Annotated in this window: 15 protein-coding genes; 1 reads left to right on the forward strand and 14 read right to left on the reverse strand. The window is 64.0% G+C overall.

Going from position 1 to position 18676, the window contains the following annotated elements:
- Positions 1 to 252: 252 nt before the first annotated feature.
- The 4 genes from hypF to ACTZWY_RS10605 all read right to left on the reverse strand — a co-directional run bounded on the left by hypF (position 253) and on the right by ACTZWY_RS10605 (position 6537).
- On the reverse strand, positions 253 to 2511 hold the full coding sequence (gene hypF / locus ACTZWY_RS10590; RefSeq protein ID WP_444790675.1) for a carbamoyltransferase HypF: 2259 nt from the start codon (positions 2509 to 2511) through the stop codon (positions 253 to 255).
- A 227-nt stretch (positions 2512 to 2738) separates the two neighbouring features.
- Positions 2739 to 4172, reverse strand: coding sequence for a nickel-dependent hydrogenase large subunit (locus ACTZWY_RS10595; RefSeq protein ID WP_444790676.1), 1434 nt, complete (start codon positions 4170 to 4172; stop codon positions 2739 to 2741).
- Entirely contained in the window at positions 4169 to 5167 is a 999-nt protein-coding gene (locus tag ACTZWY_RS10600; RefSeq protein ID WP_444790677.1) for an NADH-quinone oxidoreductase subunit B family protein, read from the reverse strand. The genes ACTZWY_RS10595 and ACTZWY_RS10600 overlap by 4 nt, the downstream gene beginning before the upstream one ends.
- Entirely contained in the window at positions 5164 to 6537 is a 1374-nt protein-coding gene (locus ACTZWY_RS10605) for a sensor histidine kinase (protein WP_444790678.1), read from the reverse strand. The genes ACTZWY_RS10600 and ACTZWY_RS10605 overlap by 4 nt, the downstream gene beginning before the upstream one ends.
- A gap of 116 nt (positions 6538 to 6653) precedes the next feature.
- Between ACTZWY_RS10605 and nikR the strand changes: the two genes are divergently transcribed.
- Positions 6654 to 7127: a nickel-responsive transcriptional regulator NikR gene (gene nikR, locus ACTZWY_RS10610; protein WP_444790679.1), complete on the forward strand. Its 474-nt coding sequence runs from the start codon at positions 6654 to 6656 to the stop codon at positions 7125 to 7127.
- A gap of 195 nt (positions 7128 to 7322) precedes the next feature.
- Here nikR and tpiA read toward each other — a convergent pair whose 3' ends face one another.
- The 10 genes from tpiA to tsaE form a co-directional block, all read right to left on the reverse strand.
- Positions 7323 to 8057, reverse strand: a complete 735-nt coding sequence (tpiA, locus tag ACTZWY_RS10615; RefSeq protein ID WP_444790680.1) for a triose-phosphate isomerase — start codon at positions 8055 to 8057, stop codon at positions 7323 to 7325.
- Between the two features lie 54 nt (positions 8058 to 8111).
- Positions 8112 to 8501 (reverse strand): HesB/IscA family protein, encoded by a 390-nt coding sequence (locus tag ACTZWY_RS10620; RefSeq protein WP_444790681.1) that lies wholly within the window; start codon positions 8499 to 8501, stop codon positions 8112 to 8114.
- Positions 8502 to 8507: 6 nt separating this feature from the next.
- A complete protein-coding gene (locus ACTZWY_RS10625) occupies positions 8508 to 9077 on the reverse strand; it encodes a sugar O-acetyltransferase (RefSeq protein ID WP_444790682.1) in 570 nt (189 codons plus the stop codon).
- On the reverse strand, positions 9077 to 9433 hold the full coding sequence (locus tag ACTZWY_RS10630) for an SUF system Fe-S cluster assembly protein (RefSeq protein ID WP_444790683.1): 357 nt from the start codon (positions 9431 to 9433) through the stop codon (positions 9077 to 9079). The genes ACTZWY_RS10625 and ACTZWY_RS10630 overlap by 1 nt, the downstream gene beginning before the upstream one ends.
- A gap of 93 nt (positions 9434 to 9526) precedes the next feature.
- Complete coding sequence (hslU, locus tag ACTZWY_RS10635; RefSeq protein ID WP_444790684.1) at positions 9527 to 10831, reverse strand: ATP-dependent protease ATPase subunit HslU; 1305 nt, start codon at positions 10829 to 10831, stop codon at positions 9527 to 9529.
- Complete coding sequence (hslV, locus tag ACTZWY_RS10640; protein WP_444790685.1) at positions 10828 to 11379, reverse strand: ATP-dependent protease subunit HslV; 552 nt, start codon at positions 11377 to 11379, stop codon at positions 10828 to 10830. The genes hslU and hslV overlap by 4 nt, the downstream gene beginning before the upstream one ends.
- Before the next feature lie 86 nt (positions 11380 to 11465).
- A complete protein-coding gene (gene trxA, locus ACTZWY_RS10645) occupies positions 11466 to 11786 on the reverse strand; it encodes a thioredoxin (RefSeq protein ID WP_444790686.1) in 321 nt (106 codons plus the stop codon).
- A 37-nt stretch (positions 11787 to 11823) separates the two neighbouring features.
- Positions 11824 to 15189: a double-strand break repair helicase AddA gene (addA, locus tag ACTZWY_RS10650; RefSeq protein ID WP_444790687.1), complete on the reverse strand. Its 3366-nt coding sequence runs from the start codon at positions 15187 to 15189 to the stop codon at positions 11824 to 11826.
- A complete protein-coding gene (gene addB / locus ACTZWY_RS10655) occupies positions 15186 to 18143 on the reverse strand; it encodes a double-strand break repair protein AddB (RefSeq protein ID WP_444790688.1) in 2958 nt (985 codons plus the stop codon). Before addB ends, addA begins: the two co-directional genes overlap by 4 nt.
- Complete coding sequence (gene tsaE / locus ACTZWY_RS10660) at positions 18140 to 18667, reverse strand: tRNA (adenosine(37)-N6)-threonylcarbamoyltransferase complex ATPase subunit type 1 TsaE (RefSeq protein WP_444790689.1); 528 nt, start codon at positions 18665 to 18667, stop codon at positions 18140 to 18142. Before tsaE ends, addB begins: the two co-directional genes overlap by 4 nt.
- Between the last annotated feature and the right edge of the window lie 9 nt (positions 18668 to 18676).

The raw sequence follows: 18676 nt of genomic DNA on the forward strand, positions 1-18676 counted from the left end.
AAGCATGTCGCGCAAAAGTGGGACCCGGTTTTGCGCAAAAAGACACGCGACACCATAAGGTTAGCGTGGGTCGCGTGACTGCGAATGAACGCGACACGCGCTAGATATCAGTGTTAAAACATAAGTCACAACACACCACAAAGGGGCCAAAGCCCCCTGGCAGGACCGTATTTCAATCTGGCCCAAATATCCGCAGGGGGTGAATTGGGCCGCCCGGCCCAAGAGGGGGGCAGCCGCCCCCCTGCCATCCCCTCACCCGCGCCCCCGGTCCTTGTGACGCGCCAACGCCACCAATGCCTGACCATAGGCCAGACCACCATCATTCGCGGGGGTCGCGCCATGGACCATCACGCGCGTATCATGCAGCGCGTCCATGGTGTAGCCCAGCAAAACCACATTCTGGAAACAGCCCCCCGACAACACCACCGCGTCTGCAACACCTGCGCGCACCACCGCAGCCGCCCTGTCGGCAAATGCCTGTGCCAGCCCCGCATGAAACCGCGCCGCAATCACCTCATGCGCCACCCCTTGCCCTAAATCCTGCACCAGTGCCTCGAATAATGGCCCAACCCCGATAGCTGGCCCATCCCCCATGGGATAGGGGCGCACCTGCTTGCGGGGCACTTGTCCGGCCAGCGCCTCCAGCGCCATGGCGGCCTGCCCCTCAAAACTCTGGTGGATGGCGGACAGGCCCAGCATGGCGGCCACTGCGTCAAACAACCGCCCCGCTGAACTTGACAGCGGCGCATTCAGGCCCGCCGCCACGGCCTGACGCAGCATCCCGCGCGGCTGGTCGGCAAACATCCGGTCGGCAACCCCGCCCAACCCCGCCGCATCCAGCCGCACCAGCGCGTTGCGCCATGGTGCGCGCCCTGCCGCATCGCCCCCCGGCAGCGGCGCAGGCGCCAGCCAGGCCAGCCGGTCAAACCCCGCATAATCGCCCAACAGCAGCTCTCCGCCCCAGATCGTGCCATCCAGCCCCAGACCCAGACCGTCCAGCACGATGGCCGCAACCCGTGGCCCGTCCAGCGGCCACATATTATCCCCCAGACAGGCTGCCATATGGGCGTGGTGGTGCTGGACGCCCTGCACCGGCAGCCCCATGGCGCGTCCGTGCTGCGTGGCGCGAAACCCCTCATGAAGGTCCACGGCCACCATGGTGGGGATATGGTCGAACAAATCCGCGTAATCGGCCAGCGCGCGCCGGGTTTCCGACCAGCTTTGCGCATCATCCAGATCGCCCAGATGGTGGGACAACAGCGCCTCGTTGCCGCGCGTCAGGCAAAACGCGCCCTTCATCTGCCCGCCCATGGCCAACACTTGCGGGCCTGCATCGAACCCCGGCGGCAGACGCAGCGTGGCAGGGGCGCGCCCGCGCGCATGGCGCAACACCATTGGCCCGAAGGGCGTCACGCGTTCCACGGAATCATCCAGCCTGCGCGCGATGTCGCGGTCATGCATCACAAACGCATCGGCAAAACCCGCAAGCGCGTCGCGCGCGATTGCATTGCAAATCACCTGCGGTTCCCCCGACCGGTTGCCCGAGGTCATGACCAATGGCCCCCCGAATGTATCAAGCAGCAAATGATGCAGCGGGGTATAGGGCAGCATCCACCCAAGGCAGGCTTGTCCGGGGGCAACTGCAGGGGCCAGCGCGCCCGCATCGGGCCTGCGCGCCAGCAACAAGATGGGGGCCGCCGCATCGCGCAGGCGGGCTCTCTCTTGCGCAGTGACATGGCAGTGCTGCGCGATCATCTTCATCTGCCCCATCAGCGCAAAGGGTTTGTCCGGCCGGTGCTTGCGCGCGCGCAACAGCGCCACTGCCCTTTCTGACCGCGCATCACAGGCCAGATGAAACCCGCCCAACCCTTTGATCGCCAGAATTTCCCCCGCGCGCAGCGCCTGCGCAGCCAGCGCTATCGCGTCGCCTGCCATTTCGCTGCCCGCGCGTTCAAACCACAGGCGCGGCCCGCAAGCGGGGCAGGCAATGGGCTGGGCATGAAAGCGGCGGTCGGACGGGTCGCCATATTCGCCCGCGCACTCTGCGCAAAACACGAAAGCGGCCATGGTGGTCTGGCCCCGGTCATAGGGCAAGGACTGCAAAATCGAAAAACGTGGTCCGCAATGGGTGCAATTGGCGAATGCATATCCAAAACGGCGCGCGGCCGGGTCACGGATTTCGGCCAGACAGGCAGGGCACGTGGCCGCATCCGGGGTCACACGGGTGCGCGCCGCCCCGCCGGTGCTGGCGATGATCTCGAATTCAGGCGGAAGATCATCAGCATCCAGCGCCGACACCTCCAGCGCATCGATCCGCGCAAGGGGGGGAAGATCCGTGCGCAACGCCTGCACAAACTGCGGCAACTGCGCGCCTGCAGCGTCAATCAGCACCCCTTCGGCGTCATTGCGCACGCGCCCGCGCAACCCCAGCCGCCGCGCCAATGTCCACACAAAGGGGCGAAACCCGACCCCCTGAACCTGCCCGCGCACCCGTATCCGTGCCTGTGTCATGCCCTGTCCTTCATCCTGGCCCGCCTGCGCGCAATTCAACGCTTCAGGACGGGCCAAGGGGCCATGGCCCCTTCAAAAAAATGGCTTGTGCGCAGCACGCTACAAGGTCACGTCAGGTCACGCGCTAGCGCGCGTCGCGTTCATTCGCATTCACGCGACCCACTCTAACCTTGTGGTGTCGCACGTCTTTTTGCGCAAAACCGGTTCCCACTTTTGCGCGACATGCTCTAATGAACTGTGCACACCATGCACGGGTCGAAACTGCGCACGATATGCTGCACTGACAAGGGGGTTTGCTCGTCGTTTCGCACAGGCGCGCCCACAAGCGCCGCTTCCAGCGGGCCGGGGGTGCCTTGCGCATCGCGGGGGCTGAAATTCCATGTTGTGGGCGCAATGATCTGATAGCTTGCAATGCGCCCCCCGTCCATGCGCACCCAATGCCCCAGCGCGCCGCGCGCCGCTTCCACCAGCCCCGCCCCCTGCCCCGATGGCGGCAGATCGCCTTGTTCCATGAACACCGCTTTCGGGTCGATCGCGTGGGCAAGCGCTTCCATCAGCAGCTGGATGCGCGCAATCTCCAGCAGCCGCGCGCCTACGCGCGCCAGCACCCCCCCGCCCTGCCCGGCCAGATCCAGCGCCAGCGGGTGGCCATCCATGACCTGCCGCGCCAGCGCGCCGCATTCCATGGGCGCGCGGTTCAGGCGCGGGGCCTTGCACCAGCTATAGGCAGTGTCGCGCATGTCCTCGTCAGGTTCGGTCATGCCGCGTTGCGGGTGCGCAGCATGGCCCAGCATCCAGGCATGGCTGATATCTTCCACAAGCCCGTCCAGCGCCAGCGGGGCGCGCGTGCCATTGTCCCAGATGCCGGGGGCAAATGCGTGGCCCTGTGCCTGCGCATAGGCCCCGAAGCTTAAATACCGGCCTGCACCCTGCCCCAACTGCGCCAGCCCTTCGCTGGCGGCGACGCGCGCAAACACCCCCGCATCCCCGCGCGTCCACCCCAGCAGCGCGTCTTGCGTGTTCAGCGCAACCACATCTTCCAGCGCTGCGCCGAACAGATCGGTTTCCAGAAACCGGCGGAACCCGCGCAAACTGGCCAGAATACGTTGTTTTTCGGCAGCTGTCGGGGTGCGGGTCACCCCGCCGGGCTGGATGGCCAGCGTATGGGGCCATTTCCCCGCCATCAGCCCCAGAATATGCATCAGCCTGGCGCGCGCCTGCACTGCGGCGCGCGCCCCCGACCCTTCCATGGCCGAAAACCGGGCCACAACCTGCTCATGCCAGGGACGCGCGCCATAGGCGGGGCGGGCAAAATCGGGCATGAAAAACAGGTAGAAATGCGTCAGATGATCGCTGATATTTTCCACGGCATGGATCAGCGCGGCCATATTCGCGCCCTGCGGCGTGGGCGCCAGCCCCATGGCTGCGCCCAGCGCGCGCGCGGCCGCCGCCGACTGGCTGATGGAACATATCCCGCAGATGCGCGGTGTGATGGTCAGCGCGTCGCGCGGGTCGCGCCCTTCCAGCATGCGTTCAAACCCGCGATACAGCGGCGCATTCACCCGCGCGCTGCGCACATGGCCGCTGCTGATGTCCAGATGCACTTCCAGATCGCCCTCGACACGGTTGAAGGGGCCGACCACCAGCCGGGTTTGCGTCATGGGCGTGGCCGCTTGTTGCGCAAACTGGGCGGCACGGCCACGCGGTCGGACAGGGCGTTTGTGGCAATGCGGTCCGGCGTTGCGGCCTTGGACAGGGACGCCAGCGCCATGAACCACGCCTTGGGCATATCGGTTGGCAGGCCCACGGGAATTCCCGCGATCTTCGGGGTCTGGGTGAAGGCGTGGCGCGGATCCTCAAATTCGGGGGCCGTGCAGTTGATGCACGGATACCCCCCCGAGGTGCACGACCCCGCCCCGTTCCATGGCCGGATATTGCAATCCCCCACCGCTTGCGTGCCGATACAACCCAGATGTTCCATCATGCAGCCCCTGTCTGACAGGGCGCGCGCACTGGCCTTGTATTCATAAAACTCATTGCGTGAACAACCATGATGCACCAGATGATCGGCAAAGAAGCGCGGGCGGGCGTAGCCGTCCAGCCCGTCATGGTCCAGCGTGTCCGCAGCCAGCAGCATCAGCGTTTCCAGCACCCAGCCCGGATGGGTGGGGCAGCCTGCGATATTGATGACCGGCAGGCCCGTCCTGTCGCGGAACTCATGCGCCAGCACCCCGCCTGAATGGCTGCCGTCATACTGCAGGCCCACCGCATCGGACGGGTTGCCCCCTGCCGCCGTCATGCCCCCGAATGCCGCGCAACTGCCCACTGCCACCACATGGCGCGCCAGCGGTGCCAGTGCCAGAACCCAGTGCAGCATGGATTGCCCGGTGCCCGTCAGCATCTGGTAGCGGCCTGTTCCCCGTGGCCCGCGCGCTATTGCGCCTTCGACACATAGCAGGTCCAACGCCACGCGACCGGCAAGAATGTCGTCCAGAAGCGCGCGCACATCCGCGCCGGTCTGCACACTGAAGGCGGGGTGCCACAACAGGCGAATGCCTGCCCCCTCCAGTGCGTCGAACACATCAGGGTCTTCGGCACACAGCAGCGACATGGTGCACCCGCCGCACCCTGACGCCTGCAACCATAACAAATTCACGCCTGCCCCCTGTCTTGTCCTGCCCCGTGCCCGGCCAATGGAAGTTCCAGCTGGAAACACGCCCCCCTAAGCGTGTCTGGGCACAGCCGCAGATGCCCGCCATGTTCCTGCGCGATCTTGTGGCTGATGGACAGCCCCAGCCCCGTGCCCTGCCCCACGGGTTTGGTGGTGAAAAACGGGTCGAAAATGGCCGCCTGCGCATCTGGCGCGATGCCGGGGCCATTGTCATGCACCTGCAAGATGGCCCTGTCGCCTGCAATCATATGGGTCAGCGTAACCTGTCCATCCGCCTGCCCGTCCAGCGCATCAAGCGCGTTTTGCACAAGGTTCATGACAACTTGCTGAATATGGCCCGCGCGCCCGCGCACCATCACGCTGCTCAGGCCCTTGTGGTCCAGCCGCGCCGCGCCCGCGCGCCCGCGCAGCACCCAGTTTGCCGCCACGCGCGCCACTTCGGCCAGATCGAAATCGGCCACATCGCCCGTTCCATCGGCAGACAGGCGGCGCAGGTCGGCCACGATGTCGCGCACCCGTTCGGCCCCGTCGCGCGCGCCGCGCACTGCGTCGCGCAGGTTGCGCAATTCGCGGTCAAGGCGCAGGTCTTCGCGCAGGGCAATCAGTTCGGCGCGGCTGGCACCGTCACTGACACGGTCAAAATAGGTTTCAAACTTCGTGGCATAGCGTTCCAGCGCATGGGCATTGGCATAGACAAAGCTGATGGGGTTGTTCAACTCATGGGCCACACCCGCCAGCAACCGCCCCAACGATGCCAGCTTTTCATTGCGCACCAACTGGCCTTGCGCGGCCTTCAGCGCGCTGTGGCTTTCCTCCAGCGCCTTGTAGGCGTGGCGCAATTCCCCCACGGACCGCCCCGTAAGCACAAACCCCGCCACACGCCCGCGATCATCGCGCCGCGGCGCCACCACCACTTCAAAGGGCATGGGTGCGGGATGGGCGGGCAGCTGCAATTCCACCGTCACGGCGCGGCGGGCGCTGCGGCATTCCTCCAGCGCGGTGCGGGCGGCGGGCTGGCTGTCATCGGCAAACAGCGCATCCACCCTGCGCCCGATCAGCGCCGCCGCCGGTTGGCCCAGCCGCGCGGCCAGCGACGCAGACACCTGTTCCACCTGCCCTGTGCGCGCGGCAACCACCAGAATGTCAGACACGGACGCCAGCACCGAATCCAGAAACCCGCGCATGGATTGCAGTTCGATATTCTGCGATTCCAGCCGTTCCTGATAGCTGACAAGTTCGGCATAGGTGCGGTCCATGGCTGAAATGACATCCACCCATGCATCGTCACTGACCCCGCCTACGGCATCTGCGGGGGGGTGTGTCGGCGGGGATGACAGGTCATATGTCGGGTCCATATCTGCAGTTTAGACCATTCTGCGCAGCTGCGCCATATTGGCGTTGGGGCCATTTCCGCGCTTGCCCCGTGCCGCGCGCCATGCCAGCCTTGCGCGGCCAGAAAGGACATCGACCCATGCAACGCATTACAATCACGCTGCCCGATACGCTATGCGCCGAGCTTGATAGCTTCGTGGCCACGCGGCGCTATGACAACCGGTCCGAGGCCGTGCGCGACCTGCTGCGCGCGGGCTTGCGCGACAGCGCCCAAAGCCCCGAAACCAGTCAGGCCATGGGCGTGCTGTCCTATGTCTACGGCCATGACACGCGCGATTTGTCGCGCCGGTTGATGCATCATCACCATGACCACCACGCGCTTGGCGTGACGACAAACCATGTGCATCTGGACCATGACACCTGTCTGGAAACCGCCATCCTGCGCGGGCCGGTGGCCGCGCTGCGTGCCTATGCGGACGGGGTTCTGGGCCAGCGGGGCGTCATGCATGGCAACCTGTTCCTGATCCCCATCGAGGCCCACCACCACACCCATGACCACGGCACAGGACCGCAAAGCCCGCATGAACACCTGCATGTCAAGGACAGCTTCTAGAGTATCATGTCGCGCAAAACTGGGAACCGGTTTTGCGCTTCTCGAATCTGCGAAATCAATAAGTTAGAGTGTGTGGCGTGAATGCGAATGAACGCGATACGCTGAAAGGTTGGGGCGCGTTCATGCGGCGCGCACAAACCCTTCGGTCTCGCGTGTTTATGTGCGACCCCTGGTGCCATTTTCGCGCAACAGCTTCTAGCCCAGCGCCAAAGCGGCAATGATTGCGCTGAAATCATCAGCTTTCAATGATGCGCCCCCGACCAATGCCCCGTCAACATTGGGAATTGCAAATATTTCTGCGGCGTTGGCGGGTTTGACCGACCCGCCGTAAAGCAGCGAAATTGCAGCATCGGGCAGGTGGTCGCGCAAACTGTCATGAACCTGCGCAATCTGGTCGCGTGTGGGCGTGCGCCCGGTGCCTATGGCCCAGACAGGTTCATAGGCCACCACAGTATTGCTGGCCTGTGCATTTTCAGGCAAGGACTCCAGAAGCTGTTGGGTCACTACGTCCAGGGTTTTGCCCGCGTCGCGTTCGGCTTCGGTTTCGCCCACACAGATGATGGCAACCAGCCCCGCCGACTGCACCGCAGCGGCCTTCTGCGCAACAATCGCGGAGGATTCGCCATGGTCGGCGCGCCGTTCCGAGTGCCCGACAATCACATAGCGGGCACCGGCATCGGCCAGCATGGCCGCCGAAATATCGCCCGTATGCGCCCCGGCGGGTTTTGCATGGCAATCCTGCCCCCCGACCCGGACACTGCTGCCCACAAGCGCCGCCGCCATTGCCCCCACAAGCGTTGCGGGCGGGCACAGCACAATGTCCACAGGGGGGGTTACAAACGCGGATGCAAGTTTTCGCGCCTCTTGCAGATCTGCGCGAAACCCGTTCATCTTCCAGTTGCCAGCAGCCAGTTTGCGCGGTGTGTTCATACCATTCCCTTTCGACTTTGCGTCAGGGATAGCTTCTATCTGCGCCTGATGCAATCAGCCGCTGCGCGCTGCATTCAGGCGTTGCGTCAATGTGTCCACATCATCAAACTTGATCGACTCGCCGCACCCGCATGCATCTGTGACATTGGGGTTGCGAAACCGGAAGGTGCTTTCGATCAGGCTGGTTTCATAATCTATTTCCGTGCCAAACAGGAACATCTGCGCCATGGGCGCAATAATGACGCGGGCGCCGTCCTGTTCGATCACTTCTTCATTGTCGTGCAGGTCCTGCGCGGCTTCCATAGTGTATTCCATCCCCGCGCACCCGCCTTTCTTGACGCCCACGCGCAGGCCCTTGGCCCCTTCGCGGTCCATCAGGCGGCATATTTGACGCACGGCCGCAGGCGTCAGCGTCACAGGGGGTTTACCGGGTAGTCCAAACATCAGGTCTTATCCTTGCATTTCAGGGCGCGCCAACACACGGGCCGGATTGCCCGCAACTGTCACGCCTGCGGCAACATCGCGTGTAACCACAGCGCCAGCCCCAATGACCGCGCCATCGCCCACTGTCACACCGGGCAGAATGATCGCGCCGCCACCGATCCAGACATCGGCGCCGATGATTATCGGCCTGCCCCATTCATCGCCGCGCGCGCGCGATGCCGCATCGCGCGGGTGATCCGCCGTCAGGATTTGCACATTCGGCCCGATCTGCGTGCGCGCGCCGATATGCACCTTGCACACATCCAGAATCACGCAGTTGAAATTCACAAAGCAGCCCGGCGAGAAATGAATATTCACACCGTAATCCACCAGAAACGGCGGCCTGATCACAGCCCCGTTCCATTCGCCCAGAAGCGCCGTCATCAACCCCGCGCGTTCCCCGTCGCCCATGATCGTCTGGTTATAGTCGCGCATCAGCGCCTGCGCCCGCTGGCGCAATGCCTTCAGTTCAGGGCAGGCCGGGTCATAGGGCGCGCCCGCCAGCATCTTGTCGCGTTCGGACAAGGCGGCATCCATCACATGAACCCCAGTTCCAGCCGCGCCTCATCGGACATCATGTCCATGCCCCATTGCGGGTCAAAGGTCATCTCCACATTGACCGATTGAACGCCGGGCACCGCACTGATGGCGTCGTGAACCCAGCCGGGCATTTCACCCGCCACCGGACAGCCCGGCGCCGTCAGTGTCATGATGACATCCACCTCGCCCGCATCGGAAATGGTGATGGTGTAAATCAGCCCCAGATCAAAAATATTGACCGGAATTTCGGGATCATAGACCGTTTTGCAGGCATCCACGACTGTGTCATACAGCGCATGCTCCGTGCTGGAGGGTTTGATCAGCAGATCGCCTTGATTTTGTTCTGTGCTCATGCCCAGCGCCTTCCTGACTGGCGGTCATTGCCGCAATACCTGACCAGATATATAAGATAACTTGCCAATCCGTCCAGTGCCGATGCGCATCTGTTACAGGACGTAGCGGCTCAGGTCTGCAGAACGCGCCAGATCACCAATATTCGTTTCCACAAAATCGGCATCCACTGTCACCGCCTGCCCTGCCCTGTCGGGCGCGTGAAAGGACAGTTCTTCAAACACGCGCTCCATCACAGTATACAGCCTGCGCGCCCCGATATTTTCCACCGAATGGTTCACATCTGCGGCAATCTTGGCCAAAGCGGCAATTCCGTCAGGGGTAAATGTAACCTCGACCGCCTCGGTCGCCATAAGGGCTGTGTATTGCAATGTCAGGGCATTGTCGGTTTCCGTCAGAATGCGCACGAAATCCTGTTCGGTCAGCGCCCGCAACTCCACCCGGATGGGCAACCGCCCCTGCAATTCCGGCAACAGATCGGACGGTTTGGCAATATGGAACGCGCCAGAGGCAATGAACAGGATGTGGTCGGTCTTGACCGGCCCGTGTTTGGTGGACACAGTTGTGCCCTCGATCAGCGGCAGCAGATCACGCTGCACCCCTTCGCGGCTGACATCACCCCCGCGCATATCGGCGCGCGCGCAAACCTTGTCAATCTCGTCCAGAAAGACAATGCCGTTTTGCTCCACCGCGTCCAGTGCGGCGCGCGTCACGGCGTCATCGTCCAGCAGTTTGTCGGCCTCCTCGGCCACCAGTAGATCGTGGCTTTCGGACACAGTCACCTTCTTGCGGGTGGTCCGCCCGCCAAGCGCCTTGCCAAACAGATCACCCAAATTCATCATCTGCCCGCCAGGCTGGCCGGGAATGTCGAACATCGCCCCCATCGGGTTTGACGTGTCGGCCAGTTCCACGTCAATTTCGGTATCGTCCAACTCTCCGGCCAACAGCTTGCGGCGGAACATCTCGCGGGTGGCCTCGCGGGCATCCTTGCCAGCGATGGCTTCAATCACGCGATCCTCGGCGGCCTTGTGGGCGCGCGCCTTCACGGCCTCGCGCATATGCTCGCGCGTCATGGCAAGGGCGGCATCCACCAGATCGCGGATAATCTGTTCCACATCGCGGCCCACATAGCCCACTTCGGTAAATTTCGTGGCTTCCACCTTGATGAAGGGCGCGCGCGCCAGCTTGGCCAGACGGCGGCTGATTTCGGTCTTGCCCACACCTGTGGGGCCGATCATCAGAATGTTCTTGGGATACACCTCATCGCGCAGGTCCGCCGCCAGTTGCTTGCGCCGCCAACGGTTGCGCAGCGCCACCGCAACCGCGCGTTTCGCATCCTTCTGGCCGATGATGAAACGGTCCAGTTCGCTGACAATTTCGCGCGGGGTCAGGTCAGTCATGGTGTGATCTTCTCCACCGTCAGGTTGCCATTGGTATAAACACAAATATCGGCGGCAATCGCCATCGCGCGGCGCGCCACGTCCTCCGCAGGCAGGTCCGTTTCCATCAGCCCGCGCGCGGCCGCCAAGGCAAAATTCCCGCCAGACCCGATGGCGGCCACATCATATTCAGGCTCCAGCACATCGCCCGCGCCGGTAATCACGAACAAATCGCGCCCGTCGGTGACAATCAGCATCGCTTCCAGCTTTTGCAAATACTTGTCGGTGCGCCAGTCCTTGGCCAGTTCCACAGACGCGCGCGCCAATTGTCCGGGCGTGGCTTCCAGCTTCACTTCCAGCCGCTCCAGCAGGGTAAACGCATCTGCAGTCGACCCCGCGAACCCCGCCACCACCGGATAGCCGCCGGGCGTCAACCGCCGCACCTTGCGCGCGCTGCCCTTGATGACCGTCTGGCCCAGCGACACCTGACCATCGCCCGCAACCACCACTTCGCCACCGCGTCGCACGGCAATGATGGTGGTTCCATGCCAGCCGGGAAAATCGCTCATCGCGCCCTCTTCATCTTGCCAAAAATACTCTTGCCGAAGGCATTGAAAAAAGGGCGCCGGCACGGCGCCCCCTTCATGTGGCAGGGTCAGATCTCACCGCTGATCCAGCTTTGCAGCGCAGATTTGGGCGCGGCACCCACCTTGTTGGAGACAACCTGACCATCCTTGAACAGGAACAATGCGGGAATGCCGCGAATGCCCATCTGTGCAGCGGTGCCGGGGTTTTCATCGACATTGACCTTGGCAATCTTCACACGGCCCGCATATTCGGCGGACAATTCTTCCAGCGCCGGGCCGATCTGCTTGCACGGGCCGCACCATTCAGCCCAGAAATCAACAACAACGGGAATATCGGACTGGCGCACTTCGGCGTCAAAGGTGGCATCGGTTACGGAAACTGTGGGCATCGGCCCCTCCAGGGTTTTGGTTTCGATTGTGCCCTAGTTATGCCCCCGCGCGCGGGGTTTCAAGCGCTGCGCGGTCAAGTGCGGCAACAACCCTGTCCGCAGGCAACCACATCAACTGCGCGGTGGCGGTCCACAACAGCCCCGTGCGGATGGTCCGGCCCGGAAAAACCTGTTGCAGGGCATGGGCATAGGCCCCCATCTGGCGCAGCAGCCCTTCGGGGACCTCAGCGAGGGATTTCGGGACAACAGCGTTTGATTTGTAATCCACCGCCAGCACTTCATCCGCCGACACCACCAGCCGGTCGATGAGTCCGGCCAGTGGACGGTCAAACAGGGTGGCCGATATTTCAACCTCGGGCAGGCTGTCGGGGCCGAACAGGGGCGCCAGCGCAGGCGCGGTCAAAACCCTGCGGGTTTCCGCCAGCAGCGCGGGCAGGTCGGCGGGGGCCCCTGCGGCGGTGCTGGCCAGCAGATCAGCGGCGCGCAAGGGCCAGTCCGCTTCAGGCCAAAGCGGCAGATGTTCCAGCAACAAATGCAGCTGTTGGCCGCGCAGCAATGCTGCCTCCTCATCAAGGCCCGCATCACCCGGCAGCGCCTTGGCCCCGCCCAACCGCGAGGGCGACAAGGGCCGCGCCGCCTGCACCGGCGCCTCGGGGGCGGCCCAGAAGCAGTCTGGCGCGGGGGGCAGCGTGTCTGTTGCAAATGCGCCCGCATCAGGCGCGCCCCCGTCCGGCCAATCCTGATGTTGGTGGCGCAGCCCCCGCCCTGTGGGCATGTCACATGCCGCAGCCCCGGCCTGCGCCACCCCCTGCGCGACCAGATTATGCCAGCAATTCTGGCGTTTGGTGGTGCCTGCGCCCGCCACGATCAGCCAGCTTTCCGCCCGCGTCATGGCCACATACAGCAGGCGTGCATCTTCCTGCGCGCGGGCATCGGCCAGCGTGTCCAAGGCCACCTGCATGGCGGCGGGGGTTTCCCCCTTGCCCCCCCGCCACGCCACAGTTTCCGCCACGGGAAATATCTGGCGGCGTTCAGGCGGGGCATAATCTGCGGTATCTGGCAAAATGACGACAGGCGCTTCCAGCCCCTTGGCCCCGTGCACTGTCATGACGCGCAACCGCGCGCCTGCGCTGTCCAATTCGCGTTTTATCTGCACATCGCCATGTTCCAGCCATGACAAAAACCCCGTCAGGCTGGGCGTTTCAAGCTGCTCATAGGCCAGCGCCTGTGACAAAAACGCGTCAATGCCATCCTCGGCTTCCGGTCCCAGACGTGCCAGCAACCGGCGGCGGCCATCATGGCGCGTCAACATGCGTTCCACCAGATCGAACGGGCGCAGGAAATCCGTCTGTGTGCGCAAGTCATTGAGGATAGTCAAAGTGTCCCCATCGCCCTGATCGCGCAGGCATGTCCATAAAAACGCGCCTTCGCGCCCTTGCGCCAGCCGGAACAGCGCATCTTCCGACCACCCGAATAGCGGCGAGCGCAGGCAGGCCGCCAGCGACAGGTCATCTTCGGGCGTGGCCAGAAAGGACAACAGCGCCGTCAGATCGCGCACCGCCATTTCCCCGCCCAGACGCAACCTGTCCGCGCCTGCCATTTCCAGCCCGGCCGCCTTGCACGCGCTGATGATTTCATGAAACAGCGGCCCGCGGCGGCGCACCAGTATCAGCACATCCCCTTCGGTCATGGCGCGCGCCCCCCCCTTGACGGGTATGGGCGTGCGCTGGTCGATCATGCGGCGCAATTCGGCCGCGATCGTGCGCGCAAGCTGGCGGGTGTGGTGTTCCTCGGCCATGATATCAACGGGGTCATACCAATGCGGGTCGTCGCGCTTGTCGGGTTTTTCGATCACCGGCCACAGATCCACCCGCCCCGGCATCTTGTCAAAGAAGGCAACATGATCGGGCACGCCGCCAAGGCCCTGATCATGGGGGGGCCGAAACGTCTGGTCCACGCTGCGCAACACGGCATCAGATGACCGGAAACTATGCGCCAGAAGCGCTTCATTCAGCTGCACATCGACGGCGGCCAGCCGGTCGCGGAATTGCCGTTGCATCTGGTCAAAGACCTGCAAATCCGCGCCCTGAAACGAATAGATGGACTGTTTCTTGTCGCCCACCACAAACAACGTGCGCGACCCGTCGCGCGCGCCCAGGCCTGCGGTGAATTCCTGCGCAAGCTGTTCGATCACGCGCCATTGGCCGGGGCTGGTGTCCTGTGCTTCATCCACCAGAATATGGTCGACCCCGCCATCCAGCTTGAACAACACCCATTGCGCCACCGAAGGGTCGGTCAGCAACTGGCCAGTGCGGGTGATCAGGTCATCGAAATCCAGCCAGCCGCGCGCGGCCTTGGCCTGCGCATAGGCGGGCAGGAAGGCGCGCGCGAAACGGTGCAGCGCCAGACTGCGGGTCAGGCAGGCCAGCGCAATGCGGCGCGCGCGCGCGGTTTCCACCCGCGCCATAAGATCATTCAGCGGATCAATCAGCGCGCCAAGCGCGGCTTGCGTGGCCTTGGTGGGAAAACTGCCAATCTTGGCGGTGAAGGGCTCCTTGGCAGTTGGCCCTGTCAGGAACACCCCTTCCAATAGGGGCAATACGCCAATATCGCCGTCTTCCAGACGGAATGCGCGCAGCCGGGCTGCGGCTTTCTGGTCGGTCTTGCTGCCTGCCTCCAGCCGGGGCAGAAGCTGCGCCAGCAAATCCGCCTCAGAGCCCAAAAACACATCGCGGTGCAACAGGGCCGTGTCATAGCCTGCGGGCAGATCGAACGCGGCGCGCAAGGCGGCGTCGGGCACATCGCCCGTAAAGGCAGGGGCATTGGCGCAGATTTCCATCAACAGCGCGTCAATTTCCGCCCCTGTGAACACGGCTGCCAGATCGGCAAACACCCCCTGATGGCGCGGTGTTTCCGCCAGCCTGTCCAGCACCTCGGCGCGCAGGGCATGCGCTGATCGGTCGTCCATTTCTGAAAACGCAGGCGACAGGCCCGCTTCCAGCGGAAACCGGCGCAGCAGGGACGCACAAAAGGAATGGATCGTCTGGATCTTCAGCCCGCCCGGTGCCTCGATCGCGCGGGCGAACAGGCGGCGGGCCTGTGCCAATGCCTCCGCGCTGGCGGCCACTTCGCCAATCTTGTGCAATTCCGCCGACAAGGCGGCATCTGGCAACATGGCCCATTTGCCCAACAAATCGAACAGGCGGTTCTGCATCTCGCTGGCGGCGGCTTTTGTATAGGTCAGGCACAAAATGCGCTGCGGGGACACACCGCGCAGCAACAACCGCGCCACGCGGTCCGTCAGAACCTTGGTTTTGCCCGACCCCGCATTTGCCGACAGCCATGTAGACGCCACAGGGTCGGACGCACGGTTCTGCGAAAGCGTGGCATCGTCAAAACTCATGTCAAACTGTCCTTTTCGGGCCGTCCCACAGGCAGCACAAGGGGCGTGTCCTGCATGCTCCATTCGCCGTAGCGTGACAGATGGTCATAATCCGACTGTTCGCGTTCCATGAACAGCATACGGCGCGCGGCAAAACCCTGATCGGGTGCCATATAGGCGCGAACCAGCGCCTCGAATTCCGTCAGGGTGGTGGCGTTCAGCGCCTCGGTCACATCCATCTCCTCGCGTTTGGGGGTTGCGCCAAGGCCCAGATAGGTGATGCGCGCCACCGGCAGGGGGCCAGCGTCGGGGAATGCGCCTGCTTCGACCATGACGGCCTGAAGCAGAAGCTGCTTGTCAAACAACACCTGCTGGGCCTGCGTGGGCGGTGTGCCGGTCTTATAGTCGATGACATGCGCCCGCCCGTCAGGCCACAGGTCAATCCTGTCGGGTTTCGCAGTCAGGGTGAAACCCGCCTGCGGCAACGCCATGGCCCCCTTGCTTTCCTGCAACAGGATCGCACCGGGTTGGGACAGGTGAAAGTCAAGGAAATGTCGCGCGGCCCGCCCCATGCGTGCCCGCCACAGCGCGCGCGCGGCAGGCCATGGCACGTCCCGGTCCAGCACCTCATCCGCCATGTGCAGCAACTGCGCCAGCGGGTCGGCGGCGGGCGCAGCCGTGGTGAAGGTTTCCAGAACCTTATGAAGCACAGTGCCGCGCAACAAGGCATCTGCCGTCGGGTGCAGCGGGTTCAGCTTGCGCAACCGCAGAACGTATTTTGCATAAATCTCATAGGGGTCCCGGATAAGCCTGCTGATGGCCGTGACCGGCAATTCCCGTGGCCGCGCGGCCACAGGGGGCGCGGGTGCAGGGCGCGGCGCGGGCGGGTCAGGGGGAATATTGCGGAAATCCCGGTCAAAGGACGCAGCTATGCCCAGCCAGTACTGGCCACGCGCGCGCATATCCTCCAGCGCCTGTTTCCCGCCCTGATCGGGCAAGCCCCCCAGAAGGTTTGTCAGGCGGTTCAGCCAGCGTGATGGCACGGTCTTGGCTTCGGAATCGCGGATGGCGCGCGACAACACCACTTCAGTGGCCCCGATGGCCTGTTGAAAATCATGTGCCGACAGCCCGATCTGGCGTTCAGGCAGCAACAGTCCCGCATCGGCGCGCATGCGCCGGTTCAGCCATGGGTCGGGGTCGGGGGCTTTGGGCCAGACACCTTCGTTCAACCCCGCAAGGATAACCAGCTGCGCGCCCTGCACCCGCGCTTCCAGCGTGCCCCAGATCATGACACGCGGATCGGCGTTGACAGCTTCACGCACTTCATGCTGTTGCAGATAGGCGGTCAGGAACGCGTCATAATCCGCGGGCGTCATGGCCCCGCCAGACCCCGCTTCGCGCGCCAGTTCGGACATGGCCACCAGCGCCTGTTTGCCCGCTGCCTGAAGCCATAATTCCCCCGTGCCCACATGAAGCCCCCGCGCCAGCCCTTCCGCCAGCGCCAGATGTTCGGACACCAGATCCGCCAGCGGGCGCGCGGTCGGGTCGGGCAACGGGGGCACCACATGCGCCAGCCAGTCGGCCCAGTCAGCACATTCTGCCGCCGCCCCCCAACCGCGCAAGAACGCCCCGTCAGGAAAGGCCACGGCCCGCCTGCGCAGGTGCAGTTCCAAATTGCGCGTGTTCAGCAAATGCGGCCCACGGTCCCCCGCGCTGTGACATAACGGGTGTTTCAGCAAACTCAGCAACGCCTGACCATCCAGCCGCCGCGCCATCAGCGCCGCGCATTGGCGCAAGAACCGCCCCGGCGCCGACAACGCCAAAGGGCGGCCCGCACTGTCATCAGGGGTGATGCGCCAGCGGTCCAGCGCCACCGTGACCATGCGCGTCAGGTTGCGGTCGGGCGTGACCAATGCGGCAGTTTTGCCCTGTTCCACGGCCACGCGCAGACATGCGGCGATGGCCTGCGCTTCCATCCTGGGGGACGGGGCTTCGATCAGGGCCATATCCGCCATGGCCGCATCCAGATCGCGCAATGCGCGGCCTTCGGTCATCCATTGGTCGGTCACAGGGGCCGGGCGCAGGGCCAGTGACACCAGACGGTTGCGCGCGGGCACGGGCGCGGCGCAGGGCACCCATGGCTGGACCTGCGCAGGCGTCAGGTCCAGCTGCGCCATCAGGCGCTGGAACCGAAACTGGGGGTGGTCCTCGCTGCTCAGGCTGTCACCAAGCCCGTCCCAGACAACGGGCGGCATGTCAAAATCAAACCCCGGCAGGATAACTGCCCCTTGTGGCAAGCGGGCCACAGCCTGCATCAACAGCGCCGTTGTCCCGCGCGACCCGGTCGAGCCTGCAATCAACACCGGGTCAGTGGGCGGGGTGATCTGCCAGCGCGCGATCAATGCCATGGTCTGGGCGCGCAGCCGCCCTTCGGCATCGGGCGTGTCCGGCGTGATCACGGTTTGCACCAGCCGGATGAAGTTCAACGCGCGCTGCCAATGCCCGGAATGGCCGCTGACATCCAGCCTGTCCAGCGCGTCAAATTCCACCCCTTCGGCCTGCATTTCGGAAAACAGCCGCGCCAGACTGTCCGACAGGTCATACAGCGCCGAACGCGGCGCAAGGTCAGGGTCGGCCACCAGCAGCCTGTCCACCAGCTGCGCAAGTTCCAGACGCCTGCGCAAGGGGGGAACGGGGGGCGGCAACCCCGCTGCCCCCACCAGTGTCAACGGGTCCGTCACCAGCCTTATGCGCGGCAACACAGCCGGACCATGGCTGGCCAGGCTGGCGCGCAGCCGCCGTTGCATGCGCCCCGAATTGACCAGCACCGTCACCCTTGCGCGCGCCTGCGGGGGCAAGGGCGCCAGCCGGTCAAGCAGGCCCTGCGCCAGAAGATGGGGAAAATCCACGCCGGGCGGCAGGGCATAGACGCGCGCGTGGTCAATGGCGGGAAAGAGTGCGGGTGTCGCGCTCATGCGTGCCCCCCTTCGGTCAGTTTGCCCAGAATGCTGCGCCACCGGTCGCTGGGGGCGAAAAATTCCAGATGGCGGGTATCTGCCTGATTACCCTGCGCGATATACAGGTTCAGCGCGTCCCGGGGGGTGTAGTCTGCCAGTCTTTCGGGCCATTCAATCAGGCAAATCGCCGTTTCAAACGCCTGATCCAACCCCAGTTCAAGGCATTCATGCGCATCCCCCAGACGATACAAATCCGCATGCCAAAGATCGACTGTGCCCAGATCATAGGTTTGCACCAGCGTGAATGTGGGCGACGGCACATCTTCATGGCGCCCCAACGCACCAAGGCGCGATTGGATCAAGGCCCGCGCGAAATGGCTTTTTCCGGCGCCCACGGGACCATGCAGCAAAATGACATCGCCCGCCCCCAGCAACCGGCCAAGGCTGGCGGCAAGCTGTGCAGTCTGGTCGGGGCCGGTTGTCGTGACGGACAGGCAGGGCGTCTGCCCGGTGGCGGGCGGGGGAAACGGGGCATTTGACATGGGTGCGAC

It is taken from the genome of Roseinatronobacter sp. NSM (assembly GCF_052379845.1).
Taxonomy (GTDB): Bacteria; Pseudomonadota; Alphaproteobacteria; order Rhodobacterales; family Rhodobacteraceae; genus Roseinatronobacter.